This window comes from Pseudomonas syringae group sp. J254-4 (assembly GCF_032586855.1).
Classification (GTDB): domain Bacteria; phylum Pseudomonadota; class Gammaproteobacteria; order Pseudomonadales; family Pseudomonadaceae; genus Aquipseudomonas; species Aquipseudomonas amygdali.
Window position 1 is genome coordinate 99,209 of record NZ_JAWHOO010000017.1, and the last position, 21,864, is coordinate 121,072.

The 21,864-nt window shown below is 61.7% G+C and carries 2 protein-coding genes (1 of these 2 running past the window's edge); both read left to right on the forward strand.

Annotated elements, in window-relative coordinates; genetic code table 11:
• Nucleotides 1–9,498, forward strand: a complete 9,498-nt coding sequence (locus RYB09_RS19505) for a non-ribosomal peptide synthetase (RefSeq protein ID WP_316889835.1) — start codon at nucleotides 1–3, stop codon at nucleotides 9,496–9,498.
• Nucleotides 9,495–21,864 carry the 5' portion of a non-ribosomal peptide synthetase gene (locus tag RYB09_RS19510; protein ID WP_316889837.1) on the forward strand. Its footprint extends 5,417 nt past the window's final position, so the window shows 12,370 of its 17,787 coding nt (coding positions 1–12,370); the start codon lies at nucleotides 9,495–9,497; the stop codon falls past the right edge of the window. Before RYB09_RS19505 ends, RYB09_RS19510 begins: the two co-directional genes overlap by 4 nt.

Consider the following 21,864-nt stretch of genomic DNA (forward strand, 5'->3'; position numbering starts at 1 on the left):
ATGTTTGCCTCAGCCGCTGAAACTTTCCCTCTGACCGCTGCTCAGCGTGATATCTGGCTTGACCAGATCAGCCGTGGCGATTCTCCGCTTTACAACATCGGCGGCTACCTGCAACTGACCGGGCCGGTTGACCCGGCGAATCTGCATCGAGCGCTGGAACAACTGGTTGCCGCTCACGAAAGCCTGCGCACAGTGCTGATGCCGGGAGCAGGGGCGGATGGCTTGCCGCTTCAGTCATACGCTGCTGTCATGCCGCTGACCCTACCGTTACACGACTTCAGTGATCACCCCGAGCCGACCCGTGCAGCGCGAGCGCTGGTCAATGACCACATGCGGCTTCCATACGCACTGGATGGCAGCCCGTTGATCGATTTCCGCCTGATCCGTCTTGCCCAGGATCAGCACTGGCTGGTGGGCCAGGCCCACCATCTTATTCTTGATGGTTGGGGCTTCGGCCAGTTGTTCAAGTCCCTTGGCGAGCTTTACAGCGCATTGATGGCAGGTGAGCGCCTTGAGCTCAGTGCGCCAGGCTACCGCGCCTTCATTGCTGACGATGCGCAGTACCATGCGTCGAAGCGCTATTCGCTGGACAAGGCCTATTGGCTGGAAAAATACCGTAACCTGCCGGAACCGTTGCTGGTATCGCGCTATCACAACCGCCGAGCGACAGACCCGGCGCCGTCCCATGCCTGGGTGCAGGCACTTCCCCAGGCATTGCATGCGCGTATGAAGCAATTTGCCGAGCGCCACAATGCGTCGGCGTTTCATGTGTTGCTGGCGGTTCTGCATGTCTATTTCACGCGTACGGCGCAACGCGAAGAATGGATTGTGGGCTTGCCGTTACTCAACCGCAACGGCGCGCGCTTCAAGGCCACCCTTGGTCACTTCGCCCAGGTCAGTGCGGTGCGCATGGCCTTCGCCGACGGGCTGGACTTCGGTGCTCTGGTGGTCGAGGTACGTGACGCGCTGAAACGCGACTTCCGTCATCAACGTTTCCCCCTGAGCGAGCTCAATCGCAGCCTGGAGTTATCCCGCGAGGAGCGCGCGCAGTTGTTCGAAGTCTCGGTGTCCTACGAGCTGGAAGACCACGGTTACTGCTACGGCGAGGCTGAGGCACACACGGTAAAAGTCTCCAATGGCTATGAGGCGACGCCGCTGGCCATCCACTTGCGCACCAACAGCTACAACGACGATGCAGCGCTGCATCTGGTCCACCATCGCGCCTGGATCGAAGATACCGAGGCCCAGGCCATCGCCGGGCGTCTGCTACACATACTGGAGCAGGGCCTTGAAAACCCGACGCTCAAGCTTCAAGACTTCCACATTTCAGCGCCAGCTGAGCAATTGCAGATACAGGCCTGGAATCAGACTGAAAAAAATGCTGCCGAAGAGCAATTGATTCATCGACGCATCGAGCAACAGGCACGGACCCGCCCATATGCGGTGGCAGCGGTTTATCAGGGGCAACACCTGACCTACGCGCAACTCAACCGGCAGGCCAATGCGCTGGCTCAGCGCCTCATCTACCAGGGCGTCCGACCTGACGACCGCGTTGCCATCGTTTCCCGCCGTAGCCTGGAAACCCTGGTCGGGCTGTTGGCGGTCCTCAAGGCGGGCGCTGCCTATGTGCCCATCGACCCGTCACACCCACGCGAACGTTTGCATTACCTGCTCAGCGACAGTGCGCCGGTGGTGGTGTTGACGCTATCAACGCTGATCGACCGTCTGCCACCGCTGGCAATGCCGCTGATCGAGCTGGACCACTGCGCAGACAGTCAGGGGCCCGACAACAATCCGCAGGTGGCGGGGCTGAGCAGTGACAATCTGGTTTACGTGATCTACACATCGGGCTCCACCGGCCAGCCGAAAGGCGTGATGGTGGAGCATCGTACGCTGGCCAATCTGGTTGACTGGCATTGCGATGCGTTCGACGTGAAGGCGGGCAGTCATACGTCCAGCCTCGCCGGCTTCGGCTTCGATGCGATGGCCTGGGAGGTCTGGCCGACCCTGTGCGCGGGCGCAACCCTGCATCTGGCCCCGGTTCAGGACGGCGGGGAGGACATTGAAGCGATGTTGAACTGGTGGCGTGCCCAGCCACTGGACGTCAGCTTCCTTCCGACCCCAGTGGCTGAGTACGCCTTCAGTCAGGACGAAGAACACCCGACCCTGCGCACTCTGCTGATCGGCGGCGACCGCCTTCGTCAATTCGTTCATAACCGCCGTTATGCCGTGGTCAACAATTATGGTCCGACCGAAACAACGGTAGTCGCCACCTCGGGCCAGGTACTGGCCAATGGCTCGCTGCACATCGGCGGCCCCATCGCCAACACGCAGGTTTACGTGCTCGATGAGCAGTTGCAACCGATGCCCGTGGGCGTTCCCGGTGAGCTTTACATCGGTGGTGCAGGCGTTGCGCGCGGTTACCTGAACCAGCCGCAATTGACCGAAGAGCGGTTTGTCGCCGACCCGTTCAGCAATGTCGAACAAGCGCGTATGTACCGCAGTGGTGATCTGGTGCGCTGGAACGCCGACGGGACCCTGGATTACCTGGGGCGCAACGATGATCAGGTGAAGATTCGTGGCATGCGCATCGAGCTGGGAGAAATCGAGGCGATGCTGGCCAGCCTGGAGGGTGTCAAGGATGCGGTGGTACTGGTTCGCGACTTGCACCTGCTGGCCTGGTTCACTGAAACGTCTGCGGTCGACACCGACGCACTGGCCCCCGCAATGCGAGCACGACTGCCGGGTTACATGGTGCCGCGCGCGTTCACGCGTCTGGCCGCACTGCCGTTGACGGCCAACGGCAAGCTTGACCGTCGCGCACTGCCTGACCCGGACCCGGCGTACCTGCTGGGTCAAGCTTACGAGGCCCCTCAGAGCGAGGTGGAAATCGCCATGGCGGCCATCTGGGCGCAAGTGCTGGGTGTGGAGCGGGTAGGGCGACACGATAACTTCTTCGAATTGGGCGGTCACTCCTTACTGGCCGTGAACCTGGTCGAGCAACTGCGCAAGGCGGGGCTGACGGCAGATGTGCATGCGCTGCTCAGCCAGCCGACACTGGCTGCGCTGGCCGCTTGGCAAAACGATGCTCAGGCATTCAAGGCACCTGCAAACCTTATCCCGCCAGCGTGTACCCGGATCACACCGCAGATGTTGAGCCTGGTTTCGCTTGAACAATCGGCCATTGATCGGATTGTCGCCAGCGTACCGGGCGGCGCGGCCAACGTGCAGGAAATCTACCCGCTGGCACCGTTGCAGGAAGGCATTCTTTATCACCATCTGACCGCCGAGCAGGGCGATCCGTACCTGTTGCAATGGCGTTTGGCATTCGACACGCCGCAGCGTCTGTGCGCGTGGGCCGATGCGTTGCAGCACGTTATCGATCGGCACGACATTCTGCGCACCTCGGTGGCCTGGGAGGGGCTGGAAAGTCCGCAGCAAGTGGTCTGGCGCAACGCCGAGCTGACCGTTCAGGCTATCGAGTTCGATGCCGAAGAGACAGAAATGGCGGTCATCGACCGCCTGCAACGGCGCTTTGACGCCCGTCACCATCGACTGGACCTGTCACAGGCACCGTTGATGCGTCTGGTGCATGCCCATGAACCGGTAAGCGGAGAAACAGTCGCCATTTTGTTGTTCCATCATCTGGTTCTTGATAACACCGCGATGGAAATTGTCAGCCGCGAGATGCAGGCGTTGCTGTTCGGCCAGCGTTCTGACCTCAGGGTGCCGGTGCCTTATCGCAATTATGTAGCGCAAGTGCGGCTGGCCAGCGATGAGGCCGGTCACAGCGCGTTTTTCAGTGAAATGCTTGGTGATGTCGAAGAGCCGACCTTGCCGTTTGGCATACAGGACGTGCGTGCCGACGGCAGTGGCATCGAGGAGGATCGACGGTCACTTGATCACGCCCTTGCCCTGCGACTGCGCGAACAGGCGCGGCAACTCGGTGTGAGTGCTGCAAGCCTGATGCATCTTGCATGGGCGCGGGTCCTCGGTGTGCTTGCCAACCGTCGGGACGTGGTGTTCGGCACCGTATTGTTGGGGCGCATGAGTGGCGAGGGGGCTGATCAGGCGCTCGGCGTATTCATCAATACCCTGCCGCTGCGGGTCGATACGGCGCTGACCACTCGGGCGGCCGTCAAAGCCGTCCATTCGAAGCTGTCTGCACTGATCGCTCACGAACAGGCTTCGCTGGTGCTCGCTCAAGGCTGCAGTGCCGTTGCATCAGGTTCGCCGCTGTTCAGCGCACTGCTCAATTACCGCCACAGTGCTGACGTAAAGCCACAGGACGGTGAAGGTCTCTGGCAAGGCGTACGGGTGCTCGGCGGCGATGTGCGCAGCAACTACCCGCTGACGCTCAGCGTGGACGATCTGGGCGAAGGTTTCGACCTGCATGTGCTGGCGCTGCAAGGCATGGGTGCCGAGCGCATCGCTGGCTGGGTGCTCAATACGCTGGCGCATTTGCTGGAGACGCTGGAAGAGGCGCGGCCACTGAAGCTGGAAAACGTTTCGATTCTCGACGCCGAAGAGCGCAGCCATTTGCTGCTCGATTTCAACGATAGCGAACAGGGCTTTGCGCAGCATTGCACGGTGAATGAGCTGATCGAAGCGCAGGCAGCCAGCCGCCCCGACAGTCCTGCGGTGATTCAGGGCGGCAACGTCTTGACTTACGCACAGTTGAACGAGCGAGCCAATCGCCTGGCTCACCATCTGATCGGCCTGGGTGTCACAGCAGATGAGCGGGTCGCGTTGTGCCTGCACCGTGGCCCGCAGCGGCTGGTCGCCATGCTGGCGGTGCTCAAGGCCGGAGCTGCGTACGTGCCGGTAGATCCGGTCTACCCGGCGGAGCGAATTGCTTATCTGCTGGAGGACAGCGCACCTCGCGTGGTCCTGACCGAAGACTCGACGCGCGATCTGGCGGGCAATGCACCGCAGTTGAACATCGAGCAGATAAACTGGCTTGAGGCGTGCGCCAGCAACCCGTCGGTAGCGGGCTTTGATGAGCATAATCTGGCTTACGTCATCTACACCTCCGGTTCAACCGGCCAGCCCAAAGGCGTCATGGTTGAACATTGCACGCTGGTCAACCTGGTGCACTGGCATTGCCAGGCGTTTGATCTGCAGGCTGGCAGTCATACGGCGAGCGTGGCGGGTTTCGGGTTTGACGCGATGGCCTGGGAAGTGTGGCCCGCATTGTGTGTCGGTGCCGTGCTGCATCTGCCGCCGGCACAGGTCGGCAACGAACACGTGGATGAGTTGCTCGACTGGTGGCTGGAACAGCCACTTCAGGTCAGTTTCCTGCCGACTCCGGTGGCTGAACAGGCATTCAGACGCCCTCGTCAGCACCCGACGCTGCGCACGCTGTTGATCGGCGGCGACCGTTTGCGTCAGTTTGACAGCGACCCGGGGTTCGCCGTGATCAACAACTATGGCCCGACCGAAACCACCGTGGTGGCCACCTCGGGCGTGGTAGAGCCGGGTGGCGCGCTGCACATCGGCGGTCCGATTGCCAATACCCGTGTTTACGTACTGGACGGGCAGTTACAGCCCGTACCGGTGGGTGTCATCGGTGAGCTGTATATCGGCGGAGCAGGGGTTGCACGGGGCTATCTGAACCGGCCGCAGATGACCGAAGAGCGTTTTATTGCCGACCCGTTCAGCGACAAGGCGCAGGCACGTATGTATCGCAGCGGCGACCTGGTGCGCTGGAACGCCGATGGCAGTCTGGATTACCTGGGGCGCAACGATGATCAGGTGAAAATTCGCGGCATGCGTATCGAACTCGGCGAAATCGAGGCGACCCTGGCCAGTCAGGCGCAGGTCCAGGATGCCGTGGTGCTGGTGCGCGGCGAACGTTTGCTGGCCTGGTTTACCGAAAACTCACCCGTCACCCCCGATGTCCTGCGTGAAGCGCTGCGCGCGCGCCTTCCCGCGCACATGGTGCCGCTGGCCTTTACACGCCTGGACACGCTGCCCTTGACCAGTCATGGCAAGCTGGATCGCCGTGCCTTGCCGGACCCTGAACTGGAAGAACTGAGCGGGCAGGCCTACGAGGTACCGCAAGGCGAAACAGAGACCATCATGGCCGGTCTCTGGGCGCAGGTGCTGGGTCTGGAGAAAGTCGGACGGCACGACAACTTCTTTGAACTGGGCGGTCATTCGCTGTTGGCGGTCAGCCTGGTCGAGCGCCTGCGCAATGCGGGCCTCAGCGTCGATGTACGGGTGTTGCTCGGCCAACCGACCGTTGCCGCTCTGGCCGCATCGGTAGGCAAAGGCCGTGAAATTTCTGCGCCTGCCAACCGCGTTCCAGCCGGTTGCACGTACATCACGCCGGATCTGCTCAGCCTGACACAGCTCGATCAGACGACCATCGAGCGTATAGTCGCCACGGTGCCTGGCGGCGCGGCCAACGTGCAGGAGATCTACCCGCTGGCACCGTTGCAGGAAGGCATTCTTTATCACCACCTGACCGCCGAGCAGGGCGACCCGTACTTGCTGCAATTGCGCATCAACGTCGACAGCCCGGAGCGCCTGGCGGCGGTGGCCGACGCGCTGCGCAAGGTCATTGCCCGGCATGACAGCCTGCGCACGGCAATCGTCTGGGAAGGACTCGACACGCCGCAACAGGTCGTCTGGCGTCAGGCTGATCTGCTTGTCGAGCGTGTATCGCCAGCGCAAATCGATGCGCCCGCAGGCTCGGCACGCTTGAACCTGAGCTGCGCGCCGCTGATTCGCCTGGCTTATTGCCCGGACGAGACGGGCTCTGGCCTTTCAGCAACGCTGATGTTCCATCACATCGTGGTGGACGCCACTGCGCTTGAGGTCATGCGTGAGGAAATGCTCGCCCATCTGCGCGGCGAACCCGGTCCAATGCAGCCCGCCGTGCCTTATCGCAACTATGTGGCGCAGGCGCGTCTGGGTGTCAGCGAAGCGGAGCACGAAGCTTACTTCCGCGAGCAACTGGGCGATATCGACGCGCCGACGCTGCCATTCGATCTGCGCGACGTGCAGGGTGACGGCCGCTCCATCGAACAAGCGCAGCAGGTGCTGCCTGACGCGCTGCTGCAAAGCCTGCGCGGCCAGGCTCGGCAACTTGGGGTCAGTGTCGCCAGCCTGCTTCACCTGGCATGGGCGCGCGTTCTGGCTGCGGCCACCGGCACTGACCGGGTGGTATTCGGCACTGTCCTGCTGGGTCGTTTGCAGGGCGGTGCGGGTGCCGACCGCGGCATGGGCATGTTCATCAACACACTGCCGCTGCGAATTGATCTGGGTAACGTCGGTATACGTGAAAGTGCACGCGCTACTCACGCCCGGCTTGCGGCGCTGCTGGGTCACGAACATGCGTCTCTGGCTCAGGCCCAGCGCTGGAGCGGGGTGGCCGCGCCCTTGCCGTTGTTCAGTGCGATTCTCAACTACAGAAACGCCGCAGGCCAGGCCCGTCAGGATGCGCAGCTCGACGCGTGGCGCGGTCTGGAGATTCTGGCCAGCGAGAAGCACACCAACTATCCGTTGAGCCTCAACGTCGATGACCTGGGCGATAGCCTGCGCCTGAGTGTCACCGTGCCACCTCAGGTGGGTGCGCAACGTATCTGTGGTTATGTGCAACAGGCGTTGACAGGCATCGTTGACGCGCTTGAATGCCAGCCGGATCTGCCTGTGCAGCATCTTTCTGTGCTGAACACCGACGAGCGCCAGCGCTCACTGGTCGACTTCAACGCTACGACGGTTCATCACGATCTTCAACAAACCCTGCAAGGGTTGTTCGAGGCGCAGGCAGTGCGCACGCCGCAGGCTGTTGCCCTGCGCGCCGGGCGTTCGCAACTGAGCTATCGACAGCTCAACGAACAGGCCAACTGTCTGGCCCATCACCTGATCGATCTGGGTGTGCGGCCCGATGATCGCGTAGCGATCTGTGTCGAGCGCGGCCTGTCGATGGTCGTTGGCCTGTTGGCCATTCTCAAGGCCGGTGGCGCGTACGTGCCGCTTGACCCGGGCTACCCGCGCGAGCGCCTGCAATACATGGTCAAGGACAGTGCGCCGGTGGCTTTGCTGGTGCATGCAGGCACGCGCAATCTGCTCGACGATGAACACACCCTGCGGGTCGACCTGGACAGCTCGACCTGGGACATGCAGCGCGGTGATAACCCGCGTGTCCCCGGCCTGATGCCGAGTCATCTGGCGTATGTGATTTACACCTCGGGCTCCACCGGCACGCCCAAAGGGGTGATGGTCGAGCATCGTAACGTCAGCAATCTGGTGCAGTGGAGTTCGCGACTGTGCCCACCCACAGCGGCCAGCGTATTGTTGCAAAAGACGCCGATCAGCTTTGACGCCTCGGTCTGGGAGATTTTCTGGCCGTTGAGCAGCGGTATCCCGCTGGTGCTGGCCCGCCCTGACGGACAGCGCGATCCTGCGTATCTGGCGCAGTTGATTCAGGAACGTCAGGTCAGCGTTGTGCAGTTTGTTCCGGTGCTGTTGCAGCAGTTTCTCGACCTGCCGCAAAGCAGCCAGTGCCTTAGCCTGACCGATATCGTCTGCGGCGGTGGCGAGCTGACCATCGCCCTGGCCGAGCAGTTACGCAAGCAACTGCCGCAGGCACGCCTGCACAACGTTTATGGCCCGACCGAAACCACGGTGGATTGCAGTGTCTGGACACTGGAACCCGACCAGGCCGTGCCGGAAAGTGCTTTGCCTATCGGTCGCCCGATCAGCAACACGCGATTGTATGTACTCGATGCCTATGACCAGCCTGTGCCCTTGGGTGTTATCGGTCAGTTGCATATTGGTGGTGCCGGGGTAACCCGCGGTTACCTGAACCTGCCGCAAGCTGACGCCGAACGCTTTATCGACAGCCCGTTCGTGGCGGGCGACCGGCTGTACCGCAGTGGCGATCTGGTGCGTCAGCGGGCGGATGGCAACCTCGAGTTCCTCGGCCGCAATGACGATCAGGTGAAAATCCACGGGCTGCGTATCGAGCCTGGCGATATTCAAGCCTGCCTGATCCGTCATCCGGGGATTGAACAGGCCGTCGTGCTGGTTCGCGACGAGCAGCCGGGCGGCCAGCGGCTGGTGGCCTATTACACCGGCACACCACTGCCGGTCGAGACACTGCGTGAGGCGCTGCGTGCGCAGCTGCCGGATTACATGGTGCCTGCACTGTTCGTGCACCTGGACGCCATGCCGCTGAGCCCCAACGGCAAGCTGGACCGCAAGGCTCTGCCTGCGCCCGGCGGCGATGCGCTACTGACCCGCCCTTATGAAGCACCGCAAGGCGAAACCGAAGCCTTGCTCGCCAGGCTCTGGAGCGAGCTGCTCGGAGTCGGGCAAGTCGGACGACACGACAACTTTTTCGAACTGGGCGGCCACTCGCTGCTGGCGGTGAACCTGACTGCGCGCCTGCGCCAGGAAGGCATCGAGGCCGATGTCCGGGCGCTGTTCGAACAACCTACGCTGGCAGGCTATGCAGCCATCACAGAGAGCATGGAGATAATACTGTGAGCATCAACGAACTATTGGCGGCACTCAAAGCTCACGCTATTCACCTGACGGTCAAGGACGGACAACTGGTGGTGCAGGGCAATCGCCGTGCATTGACCGAAAACGGTCTGCTGGAGCACCTGCGCGAGCACAAGCCGGCGCTGATAGAACTCATCGAACAAGGCGACTACCAGAACAGCAAACGCGGCGCACTGACGTTGCCCGCCAATGGCATCCCTCAGGGCTGCGAGCAAATCACTGCGCAGATGCTGACGCTGGTGGAGCTTGATCAGGCAACCATCGACCAGTTGCTGGACGCAATACCGGGAGGTGCCGCCAATGTGCAGGACATCTACCCGCTGGCTCCGCTGCAGCAAGGCATTTTGTACCATCACGTTACCGCCACTCAGGGCGACCCGTATGTGATGCAGGTGCAATTCGCCTTTTCTGATCAGGCGCGTCTGAAGGCATTCGCCCAGGCGCTGCAAACCGTCATCAACCGGCATGACATTCTGCGCACCTCAGTGCACTGGAACGGTCTGGAAACCCCGGTGCAAGTGGTCTGGCGTCACGCTGAACTCAAGGTCGATACCTCGCCGAGCGCCGAAGGCATGACCATGGTGCTGGGCCAGGCACCGCTGATGCGTCTGGTCTGCCATGAGCCGGCGCAAGGTCAGGGGGTACAGGCCACGCTGCTGTTCCACCATATCGCCATGGACCACAGTGCGCTGGAAGTAGTGCGTCATGAAATACAGGCGTGCCTGTCGGGGCAGGCCGGGCTGCTGGGTGTACCGGTACCGTTCCGCAACTATGTCGGCCAGGCGTTGCTGGGCGTCAGCGAAGAACAGCATGAAGCGTTCTTCCGCGACATGCTCGGCGACCTCGATGAACCGACCCTGGCGTACAGCCTGCAGGATTTGAGCGGTGACGGCGATGAGCTCGAAGAGCACAGTGTCACGCTTGATCTGCTGCTGTGCCAGCGTTTGCGCGCTCAGGCGCGGACCATGGGAGTAAGCGTCGCCAGCCTGTTTCACCTGGGCTGGGCACGGGTGCTGGCAGGCCTTGCCGGACAATCGCGAGTCGTCTTCGGCACTGTACTGATGGGGCGCTTGCTGGGTGCCGAGGCCACGGAGCGGGCGCTGGGCATCTTCATCAATACCTTGCCGCTGCGTCTCGATCTGGACGATCAAGGCGTGCAAGCCGCAGTACGGGTAACTCACCAGCGTCTGACCGCACTGATGCGCCATGAACACGCACCACTGGCACTGGCTCAGCGCTGCAGCGGGGTGCAAGCGCCGACGCCGTTGTTCAACGCCTTGCTCAACTATCGCCACAGTTCACCAGCGCAGGCTTCCGGTGAAACATGGCAGGGCATTGAGGTGCTGCATGCTCAGGAGCGCAGCAACTACCCGCTGGTACTGAGCGTCGATGATCTGGGCGAAGCGTTTGGCTTTACCGCACAAGCCACCGCAGGTATCAGTGCGCAAAGCATTTGCGCTTACATGCAATGGACCATGGAAAGTGTGCTCGATGCGCTGGAGCAGACGCCGCAGATGCCCGTCGATCAGCTTGATATCGTGCCCGCCAGCGAGCGAGCGCAGCTTCTGCTCGGCTTCAATGATCGGCAGGCCGACTATGAACGCCGGCTGACGATTCACCAGCGCATCGAATACCTGGCAGAGCAACAGCCTGATGCGATCGCCGCGCAAGTGGGCGAGCAATGCCTCAGTTACAGCGAACTGAACGCGCACGCCAATGCGCTCGCCCAGCACTTGATCGGCATCGGCGTACAGCCCGACGATCGCGTTGCCGTGGTTGCACGACGCAGTCTGGAGACGCTGGTCGGCTTACTGGCCGTGCTCAAGGCCGGGGCGGGCTACGTACCGGTTGACCCGGCGCATCCGGATGAGCGTGTCGCTTATTTGCTGACTGACAGCGCACCGGTTGCGGTATTGACGCAACAGGCATTTGTGGAACGCCTCAACGGGGTTTCAGGGTTGCAAGGGCTGGAAGCACCGCTGATCGACCTTGACCTGGCGAACTGGCCGCAACAGCCAGGCAACCCGCACATTGACGGGCTCAATTCGACTCATCTCGCCTACGTGATCTACACCTCGGGCTCGACCGGTCAGCCCAAGGGCGTGATGGTCGAGCACCGGACGCTGAATAATCTGGTCGACTGGCACCGCGCCGCCTTCGATCTGCGCGCGGGCAGTCACACCGCCAGTGTGGCGGGTTTTGGTTTTGACGCCATGGCCTGGGAAGTGTGGCCAGCCTTGTGCGCCGGGGCGACCTTGCACCTGCCGCCTGCCGAGATCGGCAATGAACAGCTCGATGCGCTGCTTGACTGGTGGTTGACCCAACCGTTGCAGGTCGCATTTCTACCCACGCCTGTTGCCGAGTACGCCTTCAGTCGCAACCTGCGTCACCCGACCCTGCGCACGCTGCTGATCGGCGGCGACCGTCTGCGTCAGTTCCATCGTGATCCAGGCTTCGCAGTGATCAACAACTATGGCCCGACCGAGACCACGGTGGTCGCTACCTCAGGCCGCCTGTTCCCCAATGGCAGCCTGGACATCGGCAAGCCCATCGCCAATAGCTCGGTTTATTTACTGGATAACCGCCAGCAACTGGTCCCGCTGGGTGTGGCAGGCGAGCTGTACATTGGCGGCGACAGTGTCGCTCGCGGTTACCTGAATCAGCCGCAACTGACTGCTGAGCGCTTTCTGCGCGACCCTTTCTCCGGACAACCACAGGCGCGCATGTACCGCACCGGCGACCTGGCGCGCTGGAACGCAGATGGCACGCTGGAGTACCTGGGCCGTAACGACGACCAGGTGAAGATTCGTGGCGTGCGCATTGAACTGGGTGAAATAGAAAGCCAGCTCGGCCAATTGCCAGGCATCGAGGAAGCGCTGGTCCTGGCTCGCGAAGATGAGCCGGGGCAACCACGGCTGGTGGGTTACTTCACTGAACGTGCAGACGCTCCCACCACCACAGTAGAGCAACTGCGTACCGCGCTGCTGGCCCGCCTGCCGGGTTATATGGTGCCCGGCGCATTGGTACGGCTTGAAAGCTGGCCACTGACGGCCAACGGCAAGGTCGACCGCCGTGCATTGCCAGTCCCCGACCGCGATGCGCTGTCGACCGGGGAATACCAGGCACCGCAAGGTGATCTGGAGAACGCACTGACCCTCATCTGGAGCGAATTGCTACAGGTCGAGCGGGTAGGGCGTCATGACCGGTTCTTTGATCTGGGTGGCCATTCGCTGTTGGCCATGCGTATGGTTTCTCAGGTGCGCCAGCGTCTGTCACTTGAGCTTGCCCTTGGCGACCTGTTTGCCGACAGTTCGCTGATCGCGGTGGCGCACTGCCTGACGGCTGCCGCGCGCAGCCAGTTGCCTGCCATCGACGTGCAGCCACGCACCGGCCCTGTTCCGCTGTCTTCTGCTCAGCAGCGCATCTGGTTCATGGCGCAAATGGAAGATGCCAACAGCGCCTACAACATCTCATTGGGCCTGAAACTGAGCGGCCCGTTGGACAGCCGTGCCTTGACGCATGCTCTGGAACGCATTGTCGCCCGCCACGATAGCCTGCGCAGCCAATTCAGCCAGGAAGACGACAAGGCCTGGGTGCAGGCGGCGTCCGTCACTGTAGTGCCCGATATTGGCTGGCAGGATTTGCGTGGCCAGGACGCGGGGACCTTACAGACGGTAGTAAAGGAAGAGGCAGCGCAGCCCTTCGATCTGCACCGCGACCTGCCGATTCGTGGTCGCTTGCTGTGCCTGGCTGAAGACCGTCACGTTTTGCTGCTGACCGTACACCACATCGTTGCCGATGGCTGGTCGCTGGGTGTTCTGACCCGTGAACTTACCGCGCTTTATCAGGCGTTCAGTCAAGGTCAGGATGATCCGCTGCCTGCGCTGACGCTGCAATATGGCGATTACGCAGTGTGGCAACGTAACTGGCTGGACGCCGAACGGTTGAGCCATCAGGGCGATTACTGGCAGCAGGCACTGGCGGGTGCGCCGGTACTGTTGACCTTGCCCACTGACCGTCCACGGCCTGCGCATCAGGACTATACCGGGGCCAGTGTCACGCTGGATCTCGATCCGCGCCTGAGCAGCGACCTCAGGACCTTCTGCCATGAGCAGTCGGTGACACCGTTCATGCTGTTCATGGGGGCCTGGGCCGCATTGCTGACGCGCTTGTCCGGCCAGGAGGAAGTCGTCGTCGGCATGCCGGTTGCCAACCGCCGCCATGCCGAAATCGAAGGCCTGATCGGTCTGTTCGTCAATACCCTGGCCGTGCGTGTCGATACCTCGGGCGAGCCGGATGCTGTGACGCTGCTGGCCCGCATCAAGGCCCGCGTTGTGGCAGCGCAGGACCATCAGGACCTGCCTTTCGAGCAGGTGGTGGAGCGCTTGCGACCGCCTCGCAGTCTTTCGCATAGCCCTTTGTTCCAGGCATCACTGACCTGGGACGGCAGCCAGGGTCTGGATTTGCAACTGGGCGACATGCACCTGGAACCGCTGGAAGAGCAGGCCGCTTTCGCAAAATTCGACCTTGCGCTGAGCGTCGGCGACAGCGCCGATGGTTTCCGCTGCATCGTGGAATATGCGACAGCGCTGTTTGACCGCAGCACCATCGAACGCTATCTGGGTTACCTGGAGGCGATATTGAGCGGCATGGTCGCCGACAGCCAGACGGTCGTGAACCACATTCCGCTCTTGTCGGGTAGCGAGCGTCGGCAGTTGACCGACGGTTTCAATGCACCCGATGCGGTTTACCCGCAGGGGCTGACCCTGCACAGCCAGTTTGAAGCACAAGTGCAGCGCACGCCGGATGCGATTGCCGTGACGTTCGAGGATACATCCTGGAGCTACGCGACACTCAACGCCCAGGCCAATAAAATTGCACATCGCCTGATCGGCATGGGCATCAGTGTGGATGACCGTGTTGCCATCTGCACGCAACGCAGTCTGCAAATGATCGCGGGCCTGCTGGGCATTCTCAAGGCCGGTGGCGCCTATGTGCCGCTGGACCCGGCTTACCCACTCGAGCGTCTGGCCTACAGCCTCGGCGACAGCGCGCCAGTGGCGTTGTTGAGTCAGCGGTCAGTGCAGCACGCCCTGCCGGTGTCAGACGTGCCGGTAATCAGTCTCGACGATACCGATTTGCAGGACGAGTCCGCCTCTAATCCGCAGGTGCCGGTAAAGCCCACGAGCCTGGCTTATATCATCTACACCTCGGGCTCAACCGGTCAGCCCAAGGGTGTGATGATCGAACACCGCAACGTTGCACGACTGTTTTCGGCCACCGATGACTGGTTCGGTTTCAACGAACAGGATGTCTGGGCACTGTTCCACTCGTTTGCCTTCGATTTCTCGGTCTGGGAAATCTGGGGCGCATTGCTGTATGGCGGACGTTTGTTGATCGTGCCGCAACTGGTCAGCCGCTCGCCGGAAGACTTCTACAGCCTGCTGTGCAGTGCCGGGGTAACGGTGCTCAACCAGACGCCGAGCGCGTTCCGGCAACTGATCGCTGCCCAAAGCGAGAACGAGCAGGCGCACTCGCTGCGCCAGGTGATTTTCGGCGGTGAAGCACTGGAAACAGCGATGCTCAAGCCGTGGTATGCCCGCAACGTGAACGCCGCAACACAGCTGGTGAACATGTACGGCATCACCGAAACCACGGTGCATGTGACCTATTACCCGTTGCAGCCCGAAGACGCCATGCGTGTCGGTGCCAGTCCTATCGGCAAGCGTATTCCCGATTTGCAGATGTATGTCCTCGACGCCCGCGGCGAGCCGGTGCCGGTAGGCGTGGTCGGCGAACTGTATGTTGGCGGTGCCGGTGTGGCGCGGGGTTATCTGAACCGTGAAGCGCTCACGGCCGAACGTTTCCTCGACAACCCGTTCAGCACTGCACCGGATGCGCGCATGTACCGTACCGGCGACCTTGGACGGTGGATGGCCGACGGTAGCCTGGAATACATGGGCCGTAACGACGAACAGGTCAAGATTCGCGGTTTCCGTATTGAGCTGGGTGAGATCGCGTCTCGCCTGAACGATCATCCGGATGTCATCGACGCGGTGGTAGTGGCACGCGAGGATGTGCCGGGCGACAAACGACTGGTTGGCTATTACACCTGCGGTGAAGATAAAACCGGGCTGGATATCGAGCAGTTGCGTGCCTGGCTGTCGGGGCTGCTGCCCGAATACATGGTGCCTGCGGCTTTTGTAAGGCTGGCCAGCCTGCCAGTCACGGCGAACGGCAAACTGGACCGCAAAAGTTTGCCGGCACCGGATCGCGACAGTATCGCCAGCCGAGCCTATGAAGCGCCGCAGGGTACGATCGAAATCGCCCTGGCCAGCCTCTGGGCCGAATTGCTGCATGTGGAGCAGGTTGGGCGTCAGGATAACTTCTTTGAACTGGGCGGCCACTCATTGCTGGCTGTGACCCTGATTGCGCGTATGCGTCGTCTGGACATGCGTGCCGACATTCGTGTTCTGTTTGTTCAGCCAACACTGGCAGCACTGGCTGACGCCGTCGGTCGCGACACTGAAGTCAAAGTGCCGGCCAACCTGATCGATGCGCACTGCCAGCGCATTACACCCGAACTGCTGCCATTAGTAGCGCTGGATCAGCCAGCCATCGACCGTATCGTCGCGAAGGTGCCGGGCGGTGCCGCCAATGTGCAGGATATTTATCCGCTGGGCCCCTTGCAGACAGGCATTCTTTACCACCACCTGACCGCCGGGGACAGCGATCCCTATCTGTTGCAGCCGCAGTTTGCGTTCGCCGACGTATCGCGGCTGGACGCTTTCTGCGATGCATTGCAGCGGGTGATCGAACGCAACGATGTGCTGCGCACCGCGTTGTTCTGGGAAGGTTTGCAAACGCCGGTGCAGGTGGTCTGGCGTCAGGCTCCCATGCACGTTCAAGAGACAGCGTTGCACGACCTTTTCAATGCTCCACGCATGGACCTTACTCAGGCTCCGCTGATGCATCTGGTCTATGCCCATGACCCCGCCAACCACAGGATTGCGGCGGTTCTGCGTTACCACCATGTGATCATGGACCATATTGCCCTTGATGTACTGAGCCACGAATTGCAGGCCGTACTGCTGGGCAACGAAGCGTCGCTCGCAGCGCCCGTGCCGTACCGAAATTACATCGCCCACGTCCTGCAAGGGCCTGGCGACGAGGCCCATGAAGCGTTCTTCCGCGAGCAGTTGGGCGATGTCGATGAGCCGACCCTGCCTTACGGCCTGGTAATGGCATCGGAAGATCAGATTCCTGGCGAGGCCCGACTCACACTGGACATCGACCTGTGCCATCAGGTTCGTGATCAGGCAAGGCAACTGAGCGTCAGCGCCGCTACTTTGATGCACCTGGCCTGGGCTCAGGTCCTGGGGCAGTTGTCCGGGCGCGACAGCGTGGTATTCGGCACCGTACTGCTTGGACGGCTGCGCGGTGGCGAAGGCGGCGAGCGTGCCTTGGGTGTGTTTATCAACACCTTGCCGCTGCGCATGGACCTGGGCGGGCATTGCGCGCGCAGTGCGGTGCTCGACCTGCACGCTCGTCTGGTCGGCATGCTCACCCACGAGCATGCTCAGTTGGCACTGGCCCAGCGATGCAGCGCCTTGCCGGCTGGCGCGCCTCTGTTCAATACGTTGCTCAACTACCGCCACAGCGCTGTGCCTGAGGTCGATGACCAGGCAAGCAACGCTGCATGGCAAGGGATTGAGGTCGTGCATGCAGAAGAGCGCAGCAACTACCCGCTGACCCTGTGTATCGATGACTTCGGCGATGCGTTCAGCCTGACTGCCCAGACTGCGCCGGGTATTGATCCGCAACGGATTTGCGCTTATGTGCAACAAGCCCTTGTCCATTTGGTGCAGGCACTGGAGCAGCAATCGGAAACGGCTTTGATCGAATCATCGGTGCTGCCGGAGGCTGAACACGCGCTGTTGTCGGCCACGTTCAACAACACCCGTCGTGAATACCCCCGCGAGCAGCTCGTGCATCGCCTGTTTGAGCGCCGTGCTGCGCTGCATCCGCATGCAGTGGCTGCCGTGCATGGCCGCCGTTCTCTGACTTATGGAGAGCTGAACGAACGTGCCAACCACCTGGCCCATTACCTGCTGGGGCAAGGTGTGAAGCCCAATGAGCATGTGGCGATTCTGCTGCCTCGCTCGCTGGAACTGGTGATCAGCCAGTTGGCGATCGGTAAATGTGCAGCGACCTACGTACCACTGGACGTCAACGCGCCTGCCGAGCGGCAGAATTACATGCTCGATGACTGCATGGCGAAATACGTGTTGACGCAGAGCGCCATGTCGACTGCCTCATCCGTGCGGCGTATCGATCTGGACCGCCTGACTCTCGACGATCAACCTGCGCATGATCCGGGCTTGCCACAGGCCTCTGATACAGCGGCTTACGTCATGTATACCTCCGGTTCGACGGGGGCGCCAAAAGGCGTACGTGTCGCCCATCGCGGCATAACCCGACTGGTATTGAACAACGGTTATGCCGATTTCAATCAGCAGGACAGCATCGCTTTTGCCTCCAATCCGGCGTTCGATGCAAGCACCATGGAAGTCTGGGGTGCATTGCTCAACGGCGGGCAGTTGTTGGTGATCGAGCACACCACGCTGATTGACCCGATGCGTTTCAGCGCGGCCCTGCGTCAGGGCAATGTCAGCGTGCTGTTTTTGACCACCGCGCTGTTCAACCAGTACGTGCAACTGATTCCAGAGGCACTTGGGGGCCTGCGCCTGCTGCTTTCAGGCGGAGAGCGCGCAGACCCGGCCAGCTTCCGCAAACTGCTTGCCCAGGCACCGGGTCTACACCTGCTGAACGCTTACGGCCCCACCGAGACGACTACCTTCGCCACTGCCTGCCAAGTACGAACGCTGGCCGATGAGGCCGAATACGTGCCTATCGGTCGCCCCATCGGCAACACCAGTGTTTACGTGCTCGACGCTCATCAGCGCCTGACACCGCTGGGAGCCATCGGCGAGCTTTACATCGGTGGCGACGGTGTGGCGCTGGGTTATCTGAACCGCCAGGATCTGACCGACGAGAAGTTTATTGCCGACCCGTTCAGCGATCAGCCTGGCGCCATGCTGTACCGCACCGGCGATCTGGGTCGCTGGCTGGACGACGGCCAACTGGAATGCCTGGGACGCAACGACGATCAAGTGAAAATCCGTGGTTTCCGTATTGAGCTGGGCGAAATTGTCAATTGTCTGCACCAGTTGCCGGGGGTCAGAGAGGCCGTTGTTCTGGCTCGTGAGGACGAGCCGGGCAATGTACGTCTGGTTGCCTATTTCACCAGCCAACAGGAGGCCGATGCCCCTGGGCCTGAGCAAATGCGTGCTCATCTGCAGGCCAACCTGCCTGAATACATGGTTCCGGGAGCCTATATAGAGCTGACCGCGCTGCCGCTGACTGCCAACGGCAAGCTCGACAGCCGTGCGCTGCCCAAACCGGATCACTCGTCGCTGCTGGGGCTGGCCTACGAGCCACCGCAGGGAGAGATTGAAGTGGCTCTGGCGCAGATCTGGGCTGAAGTTCTACAGATTGAACAGGTAGGCCGCCACGACCACTTCTTCGATCTGGGCGGGCATTCCTTGCTGGCCATGCGCATGGTGTCGCAGGTGCGTCAACAGATGGGCATGGAGTTGCCATTGGGCGAACTCTTCGCGCTGGGCGAGCTGGCCGCCGTCGCCAGTGCGCTGGCCGGTGCCGGGCGCAGTGAACTGTCGTTGATCCTGCCTGCACCGCGTGATCAGTCGTTACCGCTGTCGTTCGCCCAGCAGCGCTTGTGGTTCCTGGCGCAGATGGAGGGTGGCAATGAGGCGTATAACATCCCGCTGGCCCTGCGCATACGGGGCTTGCTGGATGTTGCTGCGCTGACCGCTGCGGTATCGCGGATCGTCGAGCGCCACGAAACCCTGCGCAGCCGGTTCATCGCCTGCGAAGAGGGCGCAGAGGTGGTGTTTACTGCGCCTGCGGCCATGCCGGTCCTGCATGTTGAAGATCTGCGTCAAATGCCGGAAACACTGGCCGAACGTGTTGCTGTAGAGGCCACCGCAGCGTTTGATCTGACGCGTGGGCCGCTGATTCGTGGCTGCCTGCTACAGGTGGAAGACGAGCAGCATGTGTTGTTGCTGACGGTGCACCACATCGTCGCTGACGGTTGGTCGCTGGGCGTGCTGACTCGCGAATTGCTCGCGTTGTACCCGGCATTGCATCAAGGCAAGGACGATCCCCTGCCAGCTTTGGCTATTCAATACGCCGACTATGCGGTATGGCAGCAGGGCTGGATGAGCGGCGAGCGCCTGCAACATCAGGCAGCCTATTGGCGACAAGCGCTGGAAGGCGCACCGACGCTACTGACGCTGCCTGCCGACCGGCCCCGCCCGGCGCAGCAGGACTTCGCCGGTGCCAGCCTGAACGTGCGGCTGGACGGGCCACTGACGGCAGGCTTGCGAGCGCTGGCGCAACGGCAAGGCGTCACGCTGTACATGACCTTGCTGACCGCATGGGGCGCATTGCTGGCGCGTCTTTCCGGTCAGGCCGAAGTGGTGGTCGGCAGCCCGATTGCAGGACGCGGTCGTGCGGAGCTGGAAGGGCTGATCGGGCTGTTCGTCAACACGCTGGCCGTGCGCATCGATACAGCCTCGGCGCTGACCGGTAATGCATTGCTGGCACAGGTCAGGGAGCGGGTACTGGAGGCTCAGGATCATCAGGACCTGCCATTCGAGCAGGTGGTGGAAATTGTCCGGCCGACCCGCAGCCTGGCTCACTCCCCGTTGTTCCAGACCACGCTCAACTGGCTGGCCGGGGAAACCTCGTTACCGGACATGGACGGTTTGTCGCTGAGCGTGGTCGAGCAGGGGAGTCAGGTCTGCAAGTTTGATCTGTCGTTGAACCTCGGTGAGCAGGGTGACGCGCTGTTTGGCACGCTGGAATACGCAACCGCGCTGTTCGATGAGCCCACGGTGCAGCGCTATTACGGGTATTTCGAACAGGTGCTGCACGCGCTGGTGAATAACGAAAACGCGGTGCTGGGTGATATCCCGTTGGTGGGCCCTCAGGAACGCGAGTATCTGCTTGAAAGCCTCAATGCCAGCGCGGTGAGTTTCCCGCAAGGCCAGACCGTTCATGGCCTGATCGAAGCTCAAGCCGCACGTCTGCCTGAAGCCGTCGCTGCCCGGGTTGGCGAACAGTCGCTGAGCTATGCAGAGTTGAACCGCCAGGCCAACAGCCTTGCCCATTATCTGATCAGCCTTGGCGTGCGCCCGGATGATCGGGTGGCGGTGGTTGCGCGCCGCGGGCTGGACACGCTGGTGAGCCTGCTGGCAGTGCTCAAGGCCGGTGCCTGCTATGTGCCGGTGGATCCGGCGCATCCCGATGAACGCCTTGGCTACCTGCTGACCGACAGCGCACCGGTGGTGGTACTTGCTCAACAGACCTTCATCGCGCGTCTGCCAGCGTTGGCGGTGCCGGTGATTGCGCTTGATCGACCCGAGTGGCCTACTCAGGCGGATAATCCGCTGGTGGCGGGGCTGACGTCCCGCGAACTGGCTTATGTCATCTACACCTCGGGCTCGACCGGGCAACCGAAAGGTGTGATGGTCGAGCATGGCACCCTGGCCAATCTGGTGCATTGGCATTGCCAGGCGTTCGATCTGCACGCAGGCAGCCACACTGCCAGCGTTGCCGGTTTCGGTTTTGACGCGATGGCCTGGGAAATCTGGCCGGCACTGTGTGCCGGTGCAACGCTGCACCTTCCGCCTGCAAACATCGGTAACGAGCAGCTCGACGCGCTGCTTGACTGGTGGCTGGCTCAACCGCTGCAAGTAGCCTTTCTGCCGACCCCGGTGGCTGAATATGCGTTCAGTCGCGAGCTGCATCATCCGACCCTGCGCACGCTGTTGATCGGCGGTGACCGCATGCGTCAGTTCCACCGTGACCCGGGCTTCGCCGTCATCAACAACTACGGGCCGACCGAGGCTACGGTGGTGGCCACCTCGGGTCGCCTGCTGCCGGATGGCAGCCTGGATATCGGCACACCGATAGCCAATACTCGCGTGTACCTGCTCGACGACCAGCAGCAACTGGTGCCATTGGGTGTTGCCGGCGAGTTGTACATTGGCGGCGAAGGCGTGGCGCGTGGTTATCTGAACCAGCCGCAACTGACTGCCGAGCGCTTCCTGAACGACCCGTTCAGTGGGCAGCCGCAAGCGCGCATGTACCGCACTGGCGATCTGGCGCGCTGGAATGCCGATGGCACGCTGGATTATCTGGGCCGTAACGATGATCAGGTGAAGATTCGTGGTGTGCGCATCGAGCTGGGCGAAATCGAGG